This window comes from Pelagerythrobacter aerophilus (assembly GCF_003581645.1).
Lineage (GTDB): Bacteria > Pseudomonadota > Alphaproteobacteria > Sphingomonadales > Sphingomonadaceae > Pelagerythrobacter > Pelagerythrobacter aerophilus.
On the sequence record NZ_QXFK01000014.1, the window covers coordinates 581,273 to 595,090 of the forward strand.

General features: G+C 66.2%; 18 protein-coding genes. 9 read left to right on the forward strand and 9 right to left on the reverse strand.

Annotated features, from left to right (window positions below):
• Positions 1-4: 4 nt before the first annotated feature.
• The 8 genes from D2V04_RS06800 to coxB all read right to left on the reverse strand — a co-directional run bounded on the left by D2V04_RS06800 (position 5) and on the right by coxB (position 6,324).
• Positions 5-574, reverse strand: coding sequence for an SURF1 family protein (locus tag D2V04_RS06800; RefSeq protein WP_119512633.1), 570 nt, complete (start codon positions 572-574; stop codon positions 5-7).
• A complete protein-coding gene (locus tag D2V04_RS06805) occupies positions 574-963 on the reverse strand; it encodes a DUF983 domain-containing protein (RefSeq protein ID WP_119512497.1) in 390 nt (129 codons plus the stop codon). Before D2V04_RS06805 ends, D2V04_RS06800 begins: the two co-directional genes overlap by 1 nt.
• Entirely contained in the window at positions 963-1,784 is an 822-nt protein-coding gene (locus D2V04_RS06810; RefSeq protein WP_119512498.1) for a cytochrome c oxidase subunit 3, read from the reverse strand. Before D2V04_RS06810 ends, D2V04_RS06805 begins: the two co-directional genes overlap by 1 nt.
• Positions 1,785-1,848: 64 nt before the next feature.
• Positions 1,849-2,421 (reverse strand): cytochrome c oxidase assembly protein, encoded by a 573-nt coding sequence (locus D2V04_RS06815; RefSeq protein WP_119512499.1) that lies wholly within the window; start codon positions 2,419-2,421, stop codon positions 1,849-1,851.
• A gap of 3 nt (positions 2,422-2,424) precedes the next feature.
• Positions 2,425-2,550, reverse strand: coding sequence for a hypothetical protein (locus D2V04_RS18300; protein WP_263853359.1), 126 nt, complete (start codon positions 2,548-2,550; stop codon positions 2,425-2,427).
• The gene (locus D2V04_RS06820; protein ID WP_119512500.1) at positions 2,547-3,470 is read right to left on the reverse strand and encodes a heme o synthase; all 924 of its coding nucleotides are present in this window, start codon (positions 3,468-3,470) and stop codon (positions 2,547-2,549) included. Before D2V04_RS06820 ends, D2V04_RS18300 begins: the two co-directional genes overlap by 4 nt.
• A gap of 103 nt (positions 3,471-3,573) precedes the next feature.
• Positions 3,574-5,295 (reverse strand): cytochrome c oxidase subunit I, encoded by a 1,722-nt coding sequence (gene ctaD, locus D2V04_RS06825; RefSeq protein ID WP_119512501.1) that lies wholly within the window; start codon positions 5,293-5,295, stop codon positions 3,574-3,576.
• Positions 5,296-5,319: 24 nt separating this feature from the next.
• The gene (coxB, locus tag D2V04_RS06830) at positions 5,320-6,324 is read right to left on the reverse strand and encodes a cytochrome c oxidase subunit II (protein WP_228766294.1); all 1,005 of its coding nucleotides are present in this window, start codon (positions 6,322-6,324) and stop codon (positions 5,320-5,322) included.
• Positions 6,325-6,550: 226 nt separating this feature from the next.
• On the opposite strand from coxB, the gene pyrE reads away from it, so the two are divergent.
• From pyrE to ruvX, 7 genes are read left to right on the forward strand one after another with little or no spacing between them, the layout of a single operon-like run.
• On the forward strand, positions 6,551-7,129 hold the full coding sequence (gene pyrE, locus D2V04_RS06835; protein WP_119512503.1) for an orotate phosphoribosyltransferase: 579 nt from the start codon (positions 6,551-6,553) through the stop codon (positions 7,127-7,129).
• Positions 7,130-7,858, forward strand: coding sequence for a pyridoxine 5'-phosphate synthase (locus D2V04_RS06840; protein ID WP_119512504.1), 729 nt, complete (start codon positions 7,130-7,132; stop codon positions 7,856-7,858). It begins immediately after the preceding gene.
• A gap of 10 nt (positions 7,859-7,868) precedes the next feature.
• Positions 7,869-8,270 carry a holo-ACP synthase gene (gene acpS / locus D2V04_RS06845; protein ID WP_119512634.1) on the forward strand — a complete coding sequence of 134 codons (402 nt, stop codon included), beginning with the start codon at positions 7,869-7,871 and terminating at the stop codon, positions 8,268-8,270.
• Positions 8,228-9,151 (forward strand): signal peptidase I, encoded by a 924-nt coding sequence (gene lepB, locus D2V04_RS06850; RefSeq protein WP_119512505.1) that lies wholly within the window; start codon positions 8,228-8,230, stop codon positions 9,149-9,151. Before acpS ends, lepB begins: the two co-directional genes overlap by 43 nt.
• Positions 9,123-10,241, forward strand: a complete 1,119-nt coding sequence (locus D2V04_RS06855) for an AI-2E family transporter (RefSeq protein WP_119512506.1) — start codon at positions 9,123-9,125, stop codon at positions 10,239-10,241. The genes lepB and D2V04_RS06855 overlap by 29 nt, the downstream gene beginning before the upstream one ends.
• Positions 10,241-11,377 (forward strand): DUF3089 domain-containing protein, encoded by a 1,137-nt coding sequence (locus D2V04_RS06860; protein ID WP_119512507.1) that lies wholly within the window; start codon positions 10,241-10,243, stop codon positions 11,375-11,377. Before D2V04_RS06855 ends, D2V04_RS06860 begins: the two co-directional genes overlap by 1 nt.
• Entirely contained in the window at positions 11,359-11,844 is a 486-nt protein-coding gene (gene ruvX, locus D2V04_RS06865; RefSeq protein ID WP_119512508.1) for a Holliday junction resolvase RuvX, read from the forward strand. Before D2V04_RS06860 ends, ruvX begins: the two co-directional genes overlap by 19 nt.
• A gap of 7 nt (positions 11,845-11,851) precedes the next feature.
• Here the strand turns inward: ruvX and D2V04_RS06870 are convergent, their stop codons facing one another.
• Entirely contained in the window at positions 11,852-12,730 is an 879-nt protein-coding gene (locus tag D2V04_RS06870; protein WP_119512635.1) for a diacylglycerol/lipid kinase family protein, read from the reverse strand.
• A gap of 145 nt (positions 12,731-12,875) precedes the next feature.
• Between D2V04_RS06870 and purS the strand changes: the two genes are divergently transcribed.
• Together purS and purQ are read left to right on the forward strand one after the other, a co-directional pair.
• A complete protein-coding gene (purS, locus tag D2V04_RS06875) occupies positions 12,876-13,115 on the forward strand; it encodes a phosphoribosylformylglycinamidine synthase subunit PurS (protein ID WP_119512509.1) in 240 nt (79 codons plus the stop codon).
• On the forward strand, positions 13,115-13,792 hold the full coding sequence (gene purQ, locus D2V04_RS06880; protein ID WP_119512510.1) for a phosphoribosylformylglycinamidine synthase subunit PurQ: 678 nt from the start codon (positions 13,115-13,117) through the stop codon (positions 13,790-13,792). Before purS ends, purQ begins: the two co-directional genes overlap by 1 nt.
• Positions 13,793-13,818: the final 26 nt, after the last annotated feature.

Below are 13,818 nucleotides of genomic sequence, written 5' to 3' on the forward strand. Positions count from 1 at the left end.
GCGGTCAGGCGGCAGCTCTCCATTTTTGCCGCAAAGCCAGCATGTAGATCACGAGCGCCGTCAGCGCGAAGAAGAACCACTGCCCGGCGTAGGCGAGGTGGTTGTTGGGGACATCCGCCGGATCGGGCGGTGCCAGCGGCGCCAGGCCTGCGGTCGGCCGCCCCGCCACCAGACGCGGCCCCGGCGCGACAATCCCCTCGATCACACCGCCTTGCCAATCGGGCGCCTCGGGCCGCTCCGACCAGCCAATCGCCACATCGGCCTCTCGCCCGCCGCCGATCGCGCAGCGGGCCACATGGGCCCAGCCCTTGCGTCCCTCGACGCTGGTTCCAGCGCGCGACGTGAGCGAGAGAACCCGCTCGCAATCGAGCTGCGCGTGTCGGAAGAGCGCCGCCTCCGTCTCCGCTTCGGTCTGCGGCCATTCTACGGCGGAAGAGAGCGTGCTCGCCTGCTGGTAGCGGGCAAGCAGCGCTTCCTTTTCCGCCTTGCGGTCGAGCTGCCAGAAGCCGAGCGCGATCATCGTCACAACGGCGGCTACGACGATCACGGTCGGGATGATCGGAACCTTCCGCATCACAGCTCGCGGCTTCCCGCTTCCTTGGCGCGGTTCCGGAATTCGGAAGCCAGCAGCGCCGCCTTGGCGACCCGCAGGCCGAAGATCACCGCAAGCGTAGTGACCGGCACCCACATCAGGGCATGCAGCCAGAGCGGCGGGCGGAAGGCGAGCTCGACGGAAATGGCGAGCGCCGTGACGGCGGCCCCGATCAGCAGCGTGAGGAACGCCGCCGGCCCATCGCCGACGTTGAAGGTACCGTAATCGAGTTCACATGCCCCGCACTTGTCGGCGAAGCGGAGGCCGCCCGCGAACAGCGTCTTCCCGCCGCAACGGGGACACAAACCGAAAAGGGCAGCCGCGGCAATGCCGGGCTGCCCCTTCTCGGACTGCGGCTCGCGCTGATCCATCAGTGGACCGGCGCGCCCCAACCGCCCCATACGTACACGACGACGAACAGGAACAGCCACACCACGTCGACGAAGTGCCAGTACCACGCAGCCGCTTCGAAGCCGAAGTGCTGACGCGGGGTGAAGTGGCCGAGGTAGGCGCGGCGCAGGCAGACGATCAGGAAGATCGTGCCGATCAGCACGTGGAAGCCGTGGAAGCCGGTCGCCATGTAGAACGCCGAGCTGTAGGTGTTGCCGCCGAACTCGAACGGCGCGTGCCAGTACTCGTAGGCCTGGATGCTGGTGAACAGCACGCCGAGCAGGACCGTCAGCCACAGGCCCTTCTTCAGCCCGTCGCGGTCGCCATGGATCAGCGAATGGTGCGCCCAGGTGACCGTGGTGCCGGAGCAGAGCAGGATCAGCGTGTTGAGCAGCGGCAGGTCGAACGGGTTCATGACCGCCTCGATCGCCACCGGCGGGAATTGCCCGCCGACGACCTCGGAAATGGTGCTCGGGAACAGCGAGAAGTCGAACCAGGCCCAGAACCAGCCCGCGAAGAACATCACTTCGGAGGCGATGAACAGAATCATGCCGTAGCGCATGTGAAGCTGCACGACCGGCGTGTGATAGCCGCCCTGCGCCTCTTTCACGATGTTGCTGAACCAGCTGAAGAACGTCGCGATCAGCCCGGCGATGCCGAGACCGAGCACGATCTGCCAGTTCGCCAGCTCGTGCATGTAGAGCACCATGCCGCTGGTGAAGGTGACAGCCGAAATCGAGCCGATCAGCGGCCAGATGTCGGGCGGAAGGATGTGGTAGTCGTGGTTCTTGGTTCCGGCCATTGATCGAACGTCCTGTCAAAGCGGTTGCGCGGCCCTTAATCGGCAGCGCGCCGTTGGTCCAGTGCTAGGAAGCGGGTTCCGGTTTGCGGTGGAAAGTATAGCTCAAGGTGATCTGCTCGACGTCCTTCGCGTTGGGATCGTCGAGGATCGCGGGATCGATATAGAACAGCACCGGCATGCGCACTTCCTGACCCGGCTGAAGCGTCTGCTCGGTGAAGCAGAAGCACTGGATCTTGTTGAAGTACTGGCCCGTCTGCTCGGGCTCGACGTTGAAAGTCGCGTTCCCGGTGATCGGCTTGGTACTGTTGTTGCGGGCGACGAAGAAGGCCATGTCGCGCTCGCCGATCTGGACGGTCTCCGTCACCTGTTCGGGCCGAAACAGCCACGGCATGTCGTGCGAGGTGCTGGCGTCGAACCGGATGGAAACCGTCTTGGCGCCTGCGCTCTGCGCCATCCGCGCAGCGAGATCGGCATCGTCCTCGGTCGCGCGCTGGGTCGTGCCGGCGAAACCGGTCACCTGGCAGAACAACTGGTAGAGCGGCACGGCGGCGTAGCCGAGCCCCAGCATTGCGGCAGCGGCGAGGAAGCCGAGGAGGCCGACACGCAGGTTCTTTCGTTCGAGCGCGGCGGTGGGCATGATTCAGTCTCCCATCTTCACGAACGTGAGGACGTAGAACAGCACGACGAAGAAGCCGAGCACCAGCGCGAGCGCGATGTTCCGCCCCTTCTGCCGTCGCTTGAATTCTTCCTGTTCTTCCGGCGTCATCCGAGCCATCCTTGCGTTAGCGCCACGCGGTCCGCAACGAGGGCCGCGAACAGCGCGAAGAGATAGAGCACGCTGTAACCGAACAGCCGCTTTTCGGGCAGCATCCGGTCTTCCGCCCCGGCGGTGCGGAAGGCCACCGGCACCGAAAGCGCCACGAACACCGCCGTCAGCGCTGCGGCTGCGCCGCCATAGATCAGGCCCGTACCGCCGATCAACCAGGGCGCAAGCGCGAGCGGGAGCAGCAGGACGGAATAGACCAGGATCTGCCGCCGCGTGGACCGCTCGCCCTTCACCACCGGCATCATCGGAATGCCGACCTTGGCGTAGTCCGACTGCACGAACAGGGCGAGCGCCCAGAAATGCGGCGGCGTCCAGAAGAAGATGATCGCGAACAGCAGCACCGGCATCAGGGTGATGTCGCCGGTCACCGCGACCCATCCGATCATCGGCGGGAACGCCCCCGCCCCGCCGCCGATCACGATGTTCTGCGGCGTGCGCGGCTTGAGCCAGATGGTGTAGACCACCGCGTAGTAGATGATCGATACGAAAAGGATCGCGGCGGAGAGCCAGTTCACCGCCAGACCCATCAGCAGGACCGAGCCGACCGACAGGGCAATTCCGAAATCGCGCGCGTCGATGCGGTTCAGCCGGCCGGCGGGAATCGGCCGCCCCGCGGTGCGCTTCATGCCCGCGTCGAGATCGGCTTCCCACCACTGGTTGAGCGTCGCCGCTCCGCCGGCGCCCAGTGCGATGCACAGCACCGCGGTAAAGCCGATCACCGGATGGATCGCACCCGGTGCCGCCAGCAGGCCGCACAGCCCGGTGAAGATCACCAGGCTCATCACGCGCGGTTTCGTCAGGGCGAAGAAATCGCGCCAGTCGGCCGGAGCGGTTCGGGTGTGGGACGTGGTCGCGGTCATACTAAAAAACGCCCCCTCCCGCGAACGGGAGGGGTCCATGATCGGTTGAGCGGGCAGCGGCATGCTGCCCCTTTCCCCTCCCGCCAGCGGGAGGGTCGCATCGTCAGCTCGTCGCCGGGGTCGCGGCCACCGGACGGTGGTCGTGATAGCCCTGGCTTTCCTCGATCACCGGCAGCGTCTCGAACTGGTGATACGGCGGCGGGCTCGAAAGCGTCCACTCGAGTGTGGTTGCGCCCTCGCCCCAGTAGTTCGGCGCCGCCCGCTTGCCCGCGATGAACGCGTAGGCGAGGTTGGCGAAGAACACGAGCATCGAGACGGCCATGATCGCGTAGCCGATCGAGGAAATCTCGTTCCAGTAGGCGTAACCTGCCGTGTAGTCCGGGTAACGGCGCGGCATGCCCTGCCAGCCCAGGAAGTGCTGCGGGAAGAAGATCACGTTCACGCCGATGAAGAAGCCCCAGAAGTGGATGTGCGCCAGCAGTTCGCTGTGCATGCGGCCGCTCATCTTCGGGAACCAGTAGTAGAAGCCCGCGAAGAGCGAGAACACCGCACCCATCGACAGCACGTAGTGGAAGTGCGCCACCACGAAGTACGTGTCGTGCACGACGTCGTCGACACCGCCGTTGGCGAGGTAGACGCCGGTCACACCGCCGACCGTGAACAGGAAGATGAAGCCCAGCGCCCAGACCATCGGGCTCTTGAACTCGAGGCTGCCGCCCCACATCGTCGCGATCCAGCTGAAGATCTTCACGCCGGTCGGAACCGCGATCACCATGGTCGCTGCCGTGAAGTACATCTTCGTGTTCACGTCGAGGCCGACCGTATACATGTGGTGCGCCCAGACGACGAAGCCGACCACGCCGATCGCGACCATGGCGTAAGCCATGCCGAGATAGCCGAACACCGGCTTGCGGCTGAAGGTCGCCACGATCTGGCTGATCATGCCGAAGCCCGGCAGGATCATGATGTAGACCTCAGGGTGACCGAAGAACCAGAACAGGTGCTGGTAGAGCACCGGATCGCCGCCGCCGGCCGGATCGAAGAAGGTCGTCCCGAAGTTGCGGTCGGTCAGCAGCATGGTGATCGCCGCGGCGAGCACCGGCAGCGCCAGCAGCAGCAGGAACGCGGTGATGAGCACCGACCACACGAACAGCGGCATCTTGTGCAGCGTCATGCCCGGCGCGCGCATGTTGAAGATCGTCGTGATGAAGTTCGTCGCGCCCAGAATCGAGCCCGCGCCCGCGAGGTGGAGCGAGAAGATCGCGAAATCGACCGCCGGGCCGTCGTGCCCATACGTCGCCAGCGGCGCATAGACCGTCCAGCCCGTACCCGCACCCGCACCTGCGGCCGCGCCCGGCATGATGGTGGAGATCATCAGCGACACGAAACCGACAGCGGTGAGCCAGAACGAAATGTTGTTCATCCGCGGGAAGGCCATGTCGGGCGCGCCGATCATCAGCGGCACGAACCAGTTGCCGAAGCCGCCGATCATCGCCGGCATGACCATGAAGAACACCATGATCAGGCCGTGTGCCGTGATCAGCACGTTCCAGTGATGCAGCGCGGCATCGAAACCAGCCTCGCCCGCCCCGAGCGGCCACGCCTGGGTGAGTATCTGGATACCCGGCTCTGCCAGCTCGGCACGCATGACGCCCGAAATCGCACCACCGATGATGCCCGCAAAGATCGCGAAGATCAGGTAGAGCGTGCCGATGTCCTTGTGGTTGGTCGACATGAACCAACGCGCAAAGAAGCCGGGCTTGTGATCGGCATCGTGATGCTCGTCTTCGGTGTGGGCCTGAAAGCCTTCAGCGGTGGTAGCCATGGTCGCGTTTCTCTTCGACTTCTATCAATTGGTTGCAGCGGCGGTTTCGGCGCCGCCGGCATTCTCGGCAGCAGCTTCTTCGCCCTCGGCGGCCGATGCATCGGCAGCGGGAGCGGCGGGAGCCGCTTCGGCCTCGTCACCCACGGTGCCGCCCGGCTGCGAGCGGACCCATGCTTCCCACTGATCGCGCGGAAGCGCCTCGACCGCGATCGGCATGTAGCCGTGACGCGCGCCGCAGAGCTCGGAGCACTGGCCGTAGTAGATGCCGGGTTCTTCGATCGTCAGGAGACGCTCGTTGAGGCGGCCGGGCACCGCATCGATCTTGAACCACAGCGACGGCACGGCGAACGAGTGGATCACATCCGCCGCGGTCGTCTGGATACGCAGCGGGGTATCGACCGGCACCACCAGGCGGTTGTCCACCGCGAGCAGCGCCGGAAGGCCCTTCGCCTTCGCCTCATCCTCGGGCAGCATGTTCGAGATCACCTCGAACCCGCCGTTGTCGGGGTAACCGTAACCCCAGTACCACTGGTAGCCGGTGACCTTGATCGTCACCGCGTCCTTCGGCGGGGATTCATACTGGTCGGAGAGCAGCGAGATCGACGGCACCGCGATGCCGACCAGGATCAGAACCGGGACGAGCGTCCACACCACTTCGATGAAGGTGTTGTGCGTGGTCTTCGACGGGGTCGGATTGGCGCCACGACGATAGCGCACGACGACCCAAAGCAGCAGCCCGAGCACGAAGATGCAGATGATTCCCATGACCCACATGAGGCCGAAGTGGAGGCCGGAGGCCGTCTCGCCGATCGGTGAGAACTGGTCCTGGACGTCCCATCCGCCCGCGGTCGGCTGCCCCTTAATCCACTCGGGACCGAGCGGTTCGTAGCCGCCCGCCACCGGCGCTGCATCGCCGGCGGCGGCAGCACCTTCGGCAGGCGCGGCTTCCGCCGCGGGTGCTTCCGCCGCGTCTTGCGCGGACACCGCCTGGGGCACCAGGGCGAGCGCGATCGCTGCCCAAAAAACCATTACGAACCGCGTAACCCCGTGGGGCCAGTCACCGAATCTCATCTGTCCGACGCTTTCCGTTCTTGTCGTTGAGAGGCTGCACAAGCAGCCGCGAAAACCCCGTCGGGGGACAGGTCTGGGCGGCCCTATACGCCCGCTTGCCCCCTGCCTCAAGCGCTTCTAGGAGAAAAATCGGAAACCGGCGGATAACGCCGCGAAACGCTCCAGAAACGGACCGCAAACCTCGATGACCGAAGACGAAGTTCTCCACGAATTCCGCACGAGCGAAGCGTTGTTGGAGGGGCATTTCAAGCTCTCTTCCGGCCGCCACAGCGGATATTACCTGCAGTGCGCGCGCGTATTGATGGAGCCGATGCGCGCGAGCCGTCTGGCCGCGGCTCTGACAGCCAAGATCCCACGCGAGCTGCGCAGTTCGGTGGACAAAGTCGTCTCGCCCGCGATGGGCGGCATCATCATCGGGCACGAGATGGGCCGCGCGCTGGGCAAGGAGGCGATCTTCCTCGAACGACCGGAGGGCACCTTCGAACTCCGCCGCGGCTTCGACCTGAAGCAAGGCGAGAAGGTACTCGTCGTCGAGGACGTCGTGACCACCGGCCTCTCTTCGAAAGAGGCGATGAAAGCGGTCGAGGCGGCCGGCGGCCAGGTCGTCGGCCTCGTCTCGCTCGTCGATCGCCGCGGCGACGGAGTGACGTTCGACGTTCCTTATTATGCGCTGCTGGACATCACCTTCCCGACGTATTCGGAGAACGAGATTCCCGCCGAACTCGCCGCAGTGCCGGTCACCAAGCCGGGGAGCCGCAAGTAAGTGCTCCAGCGGCTGCGCCTCGGCGTCAACATCGATCACGTTGCGACCATCCGCAATGCGCGCGGCGGAGACCATCCCGACCCGGTGCGTGCGGCGGAGATCGTTGCGAGCGTCGGCGGCGACGGCATCACTGCGCATCTGCGCGAGGACCGGCGCCATATCCGCGACGAGGATCTCGCCCGGATACAAGCGGCAACCGACCTGCCTCTCAATCTCGAAATGGCCGCGACCGAGGAGATGCTGGCAATCGCGCTGCGCCACAAGCCGCACGCCGCCTGCATCGTGCCCGAAAAGCGCGAGGAGCGGACGACCGAAGGCGGTCTCGATGCGGCGGGCCTGCACAACCAGCTCGCACCGGTCGTTTCGCGGCTGACCGATGCGGGCATCCGCGTCAGCCTGTTCATCGAAGCGACCGAGCGTCAGCTCGACGCCGCCATCCGGCTCGGCGCGCAGGTGGTCGAGTTCCACACCGGCGAATACGCCCACGCGGCGGGCGAGGACCGGGCGCGCGAACTGAAGCGCATCGCCGACATGGCCGCCCTCGCCGCGAAGAACGGGATCGAACCGCACGCCGGCCACGGGCTCACTTACGAGAACGTGCAGCCGATCGCCGCCATCCCCCAGCTCGCCGAGCTCAATATCGGGCACTACCTCGTCGGCGAGGCGGTGTTCGTGGGGCTGGAGCAGGCCGTGCGCACGATGCGCGAGCTGATGGACGACGCGCGATGAGGTGCGCGCGGTGATCATCGGTCTCGGCTCCGACCTCTGCAATATCGAGCGCATACAGGCCGCGCTCGACCGGCATGGCGAGCGCTTCGAGCGGCGCTGCTTCACCGAGATCGAGCGGGCCAAGGCCGCCAAACGCCCCTTCACGCGGGCCGGGACCTACGCCAAGCGTTTCGCCGCCAAGGAGGCTTATTCCAAGGCGGTCGGGACCGGATTCTTCCGCGGCGTCTATATGAAGGACATCGGCGTGGTGAACGCGCCGTCCGGCGCACCGACGCTCGCGCTCGCCCATGGAGCGGCCAAGCGGCTTGCGGAATTGACGCCGCCCGGCCATGAGGCGGTCGTTCATCTCACCCTAACCGACGATCACCCATGGGCGCAGGCATTCGTCGTGATAGAGGCCCGACTCCTTTGACCGCAGAAAATCCGACCGTGAGCGAAACGACCACCGAAAAGGCGAAAGAGCGCGAGAAGATCAACTGGGTCTCCGAACTGCGCGGGCTGGCACTCATGCTGCTCGCCGTGCTGGGCTTCCACAGCTTCGTCGCCAAGCCGTTCTACATCCCCAGCGAATCGATGATGCCCAACCTGCTGGTCGGCGACCGGCTGGTGGTGAGCAAGTATCCCTACGGCTGGAGCTGGGCCTCGATTTCCTTCCACCTCATGCCACGCGGCGACTGGCGCATCTGGCCCGCGACGCCGGAGTACGGCGACATCGTCATTCCGGTCCATCCGGAACGCGACGAGGACTATATCAAGCGCGTGGTCGCCCTCCCCGGCGACCGGATCGCGGTGGTAGGCGGGCAGATCGTGCTCAACGGCACGCCGGTCCCGCGCGCGGTCGAACCGCCGGTACAGATTCCGGTCGACGCCAATTCGCCCTGCGATCCCTACACTTACCCCGGCATGCGGACGACCACCTCCTCCGGAGAAGCCGTCTGCGAAATGCCGACCTACCGCGAGACCATGCCCAACGGCGCGAGCTATCTCGTCGTCGACCACACGACGCAGGATCTCGACGACTTCGCCGAGATCACCGTGCCGGAAGGCCACGTGTTCGTGATGGGCGACAACCGCGACCATTCGGCCGACAGCCGCGAATACGGCTCGCGCGGGCTCGGCGGGCCGGTTCCGCTGGAGAACATCGGCGGCCGGGCGGAGTTCATCACGTTCTCGCTCGACGGGACGACCAGCTTCAACCCGATCACCTGGTTCACGTCCTTGCGCGGCGACCGCGCCTGGACCACACTGCGGCCCGCAATCGCCGATGGGGGCGCCGAGAGTGAGCAGGACTGACGAAGGACCGGACACGCCGATGGGCGCCAGTCCAACCCACATCGGAAGCCCCAAATTGCGCTACGAGGCGGCGCGCGCGGTCATCTGGGCCGCCGTCATCGGGCTTGCCGTCCTCGCCGTCTATATCTCGCAATCGCTGCTGGTCATCTTCGGGGCGATGGTTTTCGCCTCGATGATCGACGGCGGCGCGCGTCTGCTCGGCCGCTGGCTCAAGATCGGGCGCGGGTGGCGGGTGGCGATGGTGATCGTCGCGATGGTCGCGTTCCTCGCCTGGCTCGGCTATTTCGCCGGTTCGCAGATTTCCCAGCAGGCGGCGCAGTTCCCGGCGATCGTCGGCGAGCAACTGGGCCGTCTTCTGGCGCTGCTGCGCGAGCAGGGTTTCGCAATCAGCCAGGATGACGTCCAGAACGTCGTCGGAAGCCTCGTAAGCGGCGTCGGCACGGTGACCCGCGCGATCGGCGGCATCTTCGGGGGCCTGGCGACGCTACTGCTGATCCTGATCATCGGCATCTACATCGCGATCGATCCGAACCTCTACGAGCGCGGCGTCGCCTGGATGGTGCCGGAAAACCACCGCACCGCGTTCTACGATACGATCGAGCGTATGTCGTTCACCCTCCGCCGGCTTCTGGCCGGGCGCCTGTTCGGGATGTTCGCGGAGGGCCTCTTCACCTGGGCGCTGCTCGCCTACGGCGGACAGTTGATCGGCATCGATCCGGTGCCGATGGCGGCGCTGCTCGGTCTGCTGACCGGCCTGCTGGCCTTCATCCCCAACATCGGGGCGGTGATTTCGGGCATTCTGATGGTGCTGGTCGGGTTCTCGGGCGGCACCGACATGGGGCTCTACACGATCTTCGTCTATCTGCTCGTGCAGAACTTCGACGGCTACGTCCTCGTGCCGATGATCGCCAAGAAGACCGTCGATCTGGCGCCGGCGCTCGTTCTCGGCGCCCAGCTCATCTTCGGCGTCATGTTCGGCATTCTCGGGCTGGCGCTGGCCGATCCCATGCTGGCGATGATCAAGGTGGCACTGGAACGCCGAGCGGAGCGGCTCGACGAAAGTAACCGGCTGAACGAGGCAAGCGCCTGATGGCTCGCAAGTTTCTTTACTTCATCGCCGTTCTGATCGTGCTCGCGCTGGTGGCGGTGTTCGCGCTGCGGCTCTATTGGGACGATCTGGCCGAAATCGCCTACGTTCCCCGCAGCGAGTTCGTGGAGCAGAAGCCGCTCGAGACGAACGCCTATCAGGATCCGGCGATGTGGCTCTCCCGTCCCGGAATCGGCCTCGACGACGCGGCGCGCTGGCAGCCGGCGATGCGCGGCGAAGGGCGGCAACTGCCCGAAGGCGACCAGCCGAAGCAGGACTTCGCCGTCTTCTTCGTCCACCCGACGAGCTATCTCGACAGCGCCAACTGGAATGCGCCCCTCGACGACGAACAATCGCAGCGCATCGCGCGCATCTACGTTCGCGGCATGGCGAGCCCCTTCAACCAGGCGAGCGAGATCTGGGCGCCGCGCTACCGCCAGGCGACCTTCGGCGCGTTTCTGACCGATTCCGCCGAAGCGCAGCAGGCGATCGACGCCGCCTACGACGACGTGAAGCAGGCCTTCGACTTCTTCGTCGCCAGCGTCGATGAAGACGTGCCGATCGTGATCGCCGGGCACAGTCAAGGCACGCTGCACCTTCTTCGCCTGTTGCGGGAGGAGCTTGCGAACAGCCCGCTGGCGGGCCGCGTCGCAGCGATCTACGCGGTGGGCTGGCCGGTCTCGGTCGAGCACGATCTGCCGGCGCTCGGCTTTCCCGCATGCGCGACCCCGTCGCAGGCCGGATGCATCATGAGCTGGTCGACCTTCGCCGAACCCGCCGATCCGGCCCGCGTGATCGAGGCCTACAGCGGTTCGCGCGGCTTCGACGGAACCATGCGCGGCGAAAGCCCGATCCTCTGCACCAACCCGCTCACGGGAGGCATCGGCGGCGAAGCGCCGGCCGAGGCGAACCTCGGAACGCTTATCCCCAGCGCCGACTATTCGACCGGTGAGCTGGTCCCAGGCGCGGTCCCCGCCCGCTGCAGCGAACGCGGACTGCTGCTGATCGGCGATCCGCCCGAGGTCGGCAGCGCGGTGCTGCCGGGCAACAACTACCACGTCTACGACATCCCGCTGTTCTGGGAGAACGTGAAGCAGGACGTCGCCAAGCGGGTCGAGGCGTGGGCAGCACGGCCCTGATCACCGACAGCAGCGCCGAGTTCGGTGCCGCCCTGCCCGGCGGCGGCGTGCTGCTCGCGCTCGACCTCGGAACCAAGACGATCGGCACGGCGACCTGCGATGCAGGCTGGCATTTCGCGACCGCCGGCAAGACCCTGCCCCGCGGCAAGTTCGGCCGCGATCTGGAGGCGCTGAGCGCGATCGTGCGCGAGCGGCGCGTGACCGGTCTCGTCCTCGGGCTCCCGCGCAACATGGATGGCAGCGAAGGCCCCCGCGCGCAGGCGAGCCGCGCCTATGCCCGCAATCTCTCCGAACGTCTCGCGCTGCCGATCCTCCTGTGGGACGAACGCTGGTCCACCACCAGCGCCGAGCGCGACCTGATCGGTCAGGACATGAGCCGCAGGAAACGCGCCGAACGCATCGACAGCCATGCCGCGGCCGTGATCCTGCAGGGCGCGATCGATGCGCTCACAGGCAGCGCGTTCTAGGGTCCACTCAGATCACATATTGCAGCACCGTTCCGCTCGGCCCGATCGCATAGGCGCAGTCCGGAATATGGTCGCCATCGACCTGCACCGGGCTGACGCAGCGGTCGAACACCACGCGGCGCACGGTGCGGATCTCGGCGAGACCGAGCCGATCGAGCGGCAGGCGCAACATCGCCGCGCCGGAAAGCGCGAGTGCACCCAGCCGGGTCGAGCGCCGCAACGTGATCAGCTCCACCGAATCCGCGGCCAGCGCAGCTCGCTGGCTGAGCCGGAACGGGCCGGCATAGAGCGCGCCGTGCGAGGCGATGGCGGCCTCAGCCTCGCATGAGAAAGGCGTTCCGTCGGCAAGCTCGCCGCTGATCGCCATCGTCTCCCGCGGCCAGCGCCGGAGCTGGCGCATGATCGCGACGACGTAGGCGTAGCGCCCGAGCCGCTTCTTGAGCGCACCGGACACCTGCGCGACCGCGTGGCTGTCGGGTCCGATGCTGAGGCAGGCGACGACCGGCATCTCGCCGAGCCGGTAGAGCGGCGCGCGCACCCAGCTTTCGGGCCCGCGCTCCCACGCGGCAAGGACCTGCTCCACTAGCCGCTCGGGATTTCTCGCGTAACCGAGTTCGCGGGCGACGAGGTTGATCGTGCCCGACGGGGCGATCGCCAGCGGCACCCTGCCCGCGTTCTCGCCCAGCGCCTGAACCGTGTCGCGCAAGGTGCCGTCGCCGCCGTGAACGCAGACCATGTCTGCTTCGCCCGAGAGCCAGGCGCCGCCGATCTGACTGGCGACAGGGGTGACGGCAGCCCCACGTGCGGAGAACGCCGCAATCAGTGCGTCCAGCCGTGCCTGCCGGAAATTGCCCGCGGCCGGATTGTAAACCAGATCGATCTTCATCGCCGCGGCCTTAGCACTGCGACCTTGCCAAAAGCCCAAGGTTTCGACGCCTTCGCTGTTCAGGCACCGCTTGCCCTGCGATGCGCAGCAAGCCATAGGCTGCGCGCGAGTCGATGAGCACTCTTAGCGAAAGGCGCGCCGCCCCATGAAAGTCCGCATCCATGTCAGCCTCAAGCCCGGCGTGCTCGACCCGCAGGGCCGCGCGGTTCATCACGCGCTCGAAGGCCTGGGTTTCTCCGGCGTCGAGGACGTCCGCGTCGGCCGGCTTATCGAGCTCGAGGTCGCCGATAGCACGAGCGAAGCCGAGCTCGAGGACATGTGCCGCAAGCTGCTGGCCAACACGGTGATCGAGAACTTCCGCATCGAGACGATGGAGACGGCGTGATGGCCTTCCGCTCCGCCGTCATCACTTTCCCCGGATCGAACTGCGACCGCGACCTTGCGGTCGCGCTCGAAAAAGTTTCCGGGACCCCGGCACTGCGCGTGTGGCACGGCGATGCCGAGTTGCCCGAGCGGCTCGATTTCATCGGCGTCCCCGGCGGCTTCTCCTACGGCGATTATCTGCGTTGTGGCGCAATCGCGAGCCGCAGCCCGATCATGCGCGCGGTGATCGAGGCGGCGGAGCGCGGCGTGCCCGTGCTCGGCGTTTGCAACGGCTTCCAGGTGCTGACTGAAAGCGGCCTGCTGCCCGGCGCGCTGATGCGCAACGCCCAGCTCACCTTCACCTGCCGTACCGCTCCGCTGCGGGTCGAGAACAGCCAGTCGCTGTTCACCGGCGGCTACGAGCAGGGGCAGGAGATCATGCTGCCGGTGGCCCATCACGACGGCAACTATTTCGCGGACGAGGATACGCTCGACCGGATCGAGGGTGAAGGCCGCGTCGCCTTCCGCTACCTCGACACCTGCAACGGCTCGCGGCGCGACATCGCCGGCATTCTCAACCATGCCGGCAACGTCCTCGGCATGATGCCGCACCCCGAGCGCGCGATCGAATCCGATCACGGCGGCAGCGACGGCCGTGCGCTGTTCGAGAGCGCGGTAAAAGGCCTGGTCGCCGCTTAACCTGACGAGCGACCGCCCGTGCATGA

Coding starts and splice junctions, on each gene's coding strand:
- D2V04_RS06820 (WP_119512500.1), bottom strand. CDS start 3,470: ATGACCGCGACCACGTCCCACACCCGAACCGCTCCGGCCGACTGGCGC.
- D2V04_RS06815 (WP_119512499.1), bottom strand. CDS start 2,421: ATGCCCACCGCCGCGCTCGAACGAAAGAACCTGCGTGTCGGCCTCCTC.
- coxB (WP_228766294.1), bottom strand. CDS start 6,324: ATGGTTTTTTGGGCAGCGATCGCGCTCGCCCTGGTGCCCCAGGCGGTG.
- D2V04_RS06855 (WP_119512506.1), top strand. CDS start 9,123: ATGGGGGCGCCGAGAGTGAGCAGGACTGACGAAGGACCGGACACGCCG.
- D2V04_RS06800 (WP_119512633.1), bottom strand. CDS start 574: ATGCGGAAGGTTCCGATCATCCCGACCGTGATCGTCGTAGCCGCCGTT.
- D2V04_RS18300 (WP_263853359.1), bottom strand. CDS start 2,550: ATGACGCCGGAAGAACAGGAAGAATTCAAGCGACGGCAGAAGGGGCGG.
- D2V04_RS06870 (WP_119512635.1), bottom strand. CDS start 12,730: ATGAAGATCGATCTGGTTTACAATCCGGCCGCGGGCAATTTCCGGCAG.
- purS (WP_119512509.1), top strand. CDS start 12,876: ATGAAAGTCCGCATCCATGTCAGCCTCAAGCCCGGCGTGCTCGACCCG.
- lepB (WP_119512505.1), top strand. CDS start 8,228: ATGGGCGCAGGCATTCGTCGTGATAGAGGCCCGACTCCTTTGACCGCA.
- purQ (WP_119512510.1), top strand. CDS start 13,115: ATGGCCTTCCGCTCCGCCGTCATCACTTTCCCCGGATCGAACTGCGAC.
- D2V04_RS06810 (WP_119512498.1), bottom strand. CDS start 1,784: ATGGCCGGAACCAAGAACCACGACTACCACATCCTTCCGCCCGACATC.
- D2V04_RS06860 (WP_119512507.1), top strand. CDS start 10,241: ATGGCTCGCAAGTTTCTTTACTTCATCGCCGTTCTGATCGTGCTCGCG.
- pyrE (WP_119512503.1), top strand. CDS start 6,551: ATGACCGAAGACGAAGTTCTCCACGAATTCCGCACGAGCGAAGCGTTG.
- D2V04_RS06805 (WP_119512497.1), bottom strand. CDS start 963: ATGGATCAGCGCGAGCCGCAGTCCGAGAAGGGGCAGCCCGGCATTGCC.
- ctaD (WP_119512501.1), bottom strand. CDS start 5,295: ATGGCTACCACCGCTGAAGGCTTTCAGGCCCACACCGAAGACGAGCAT.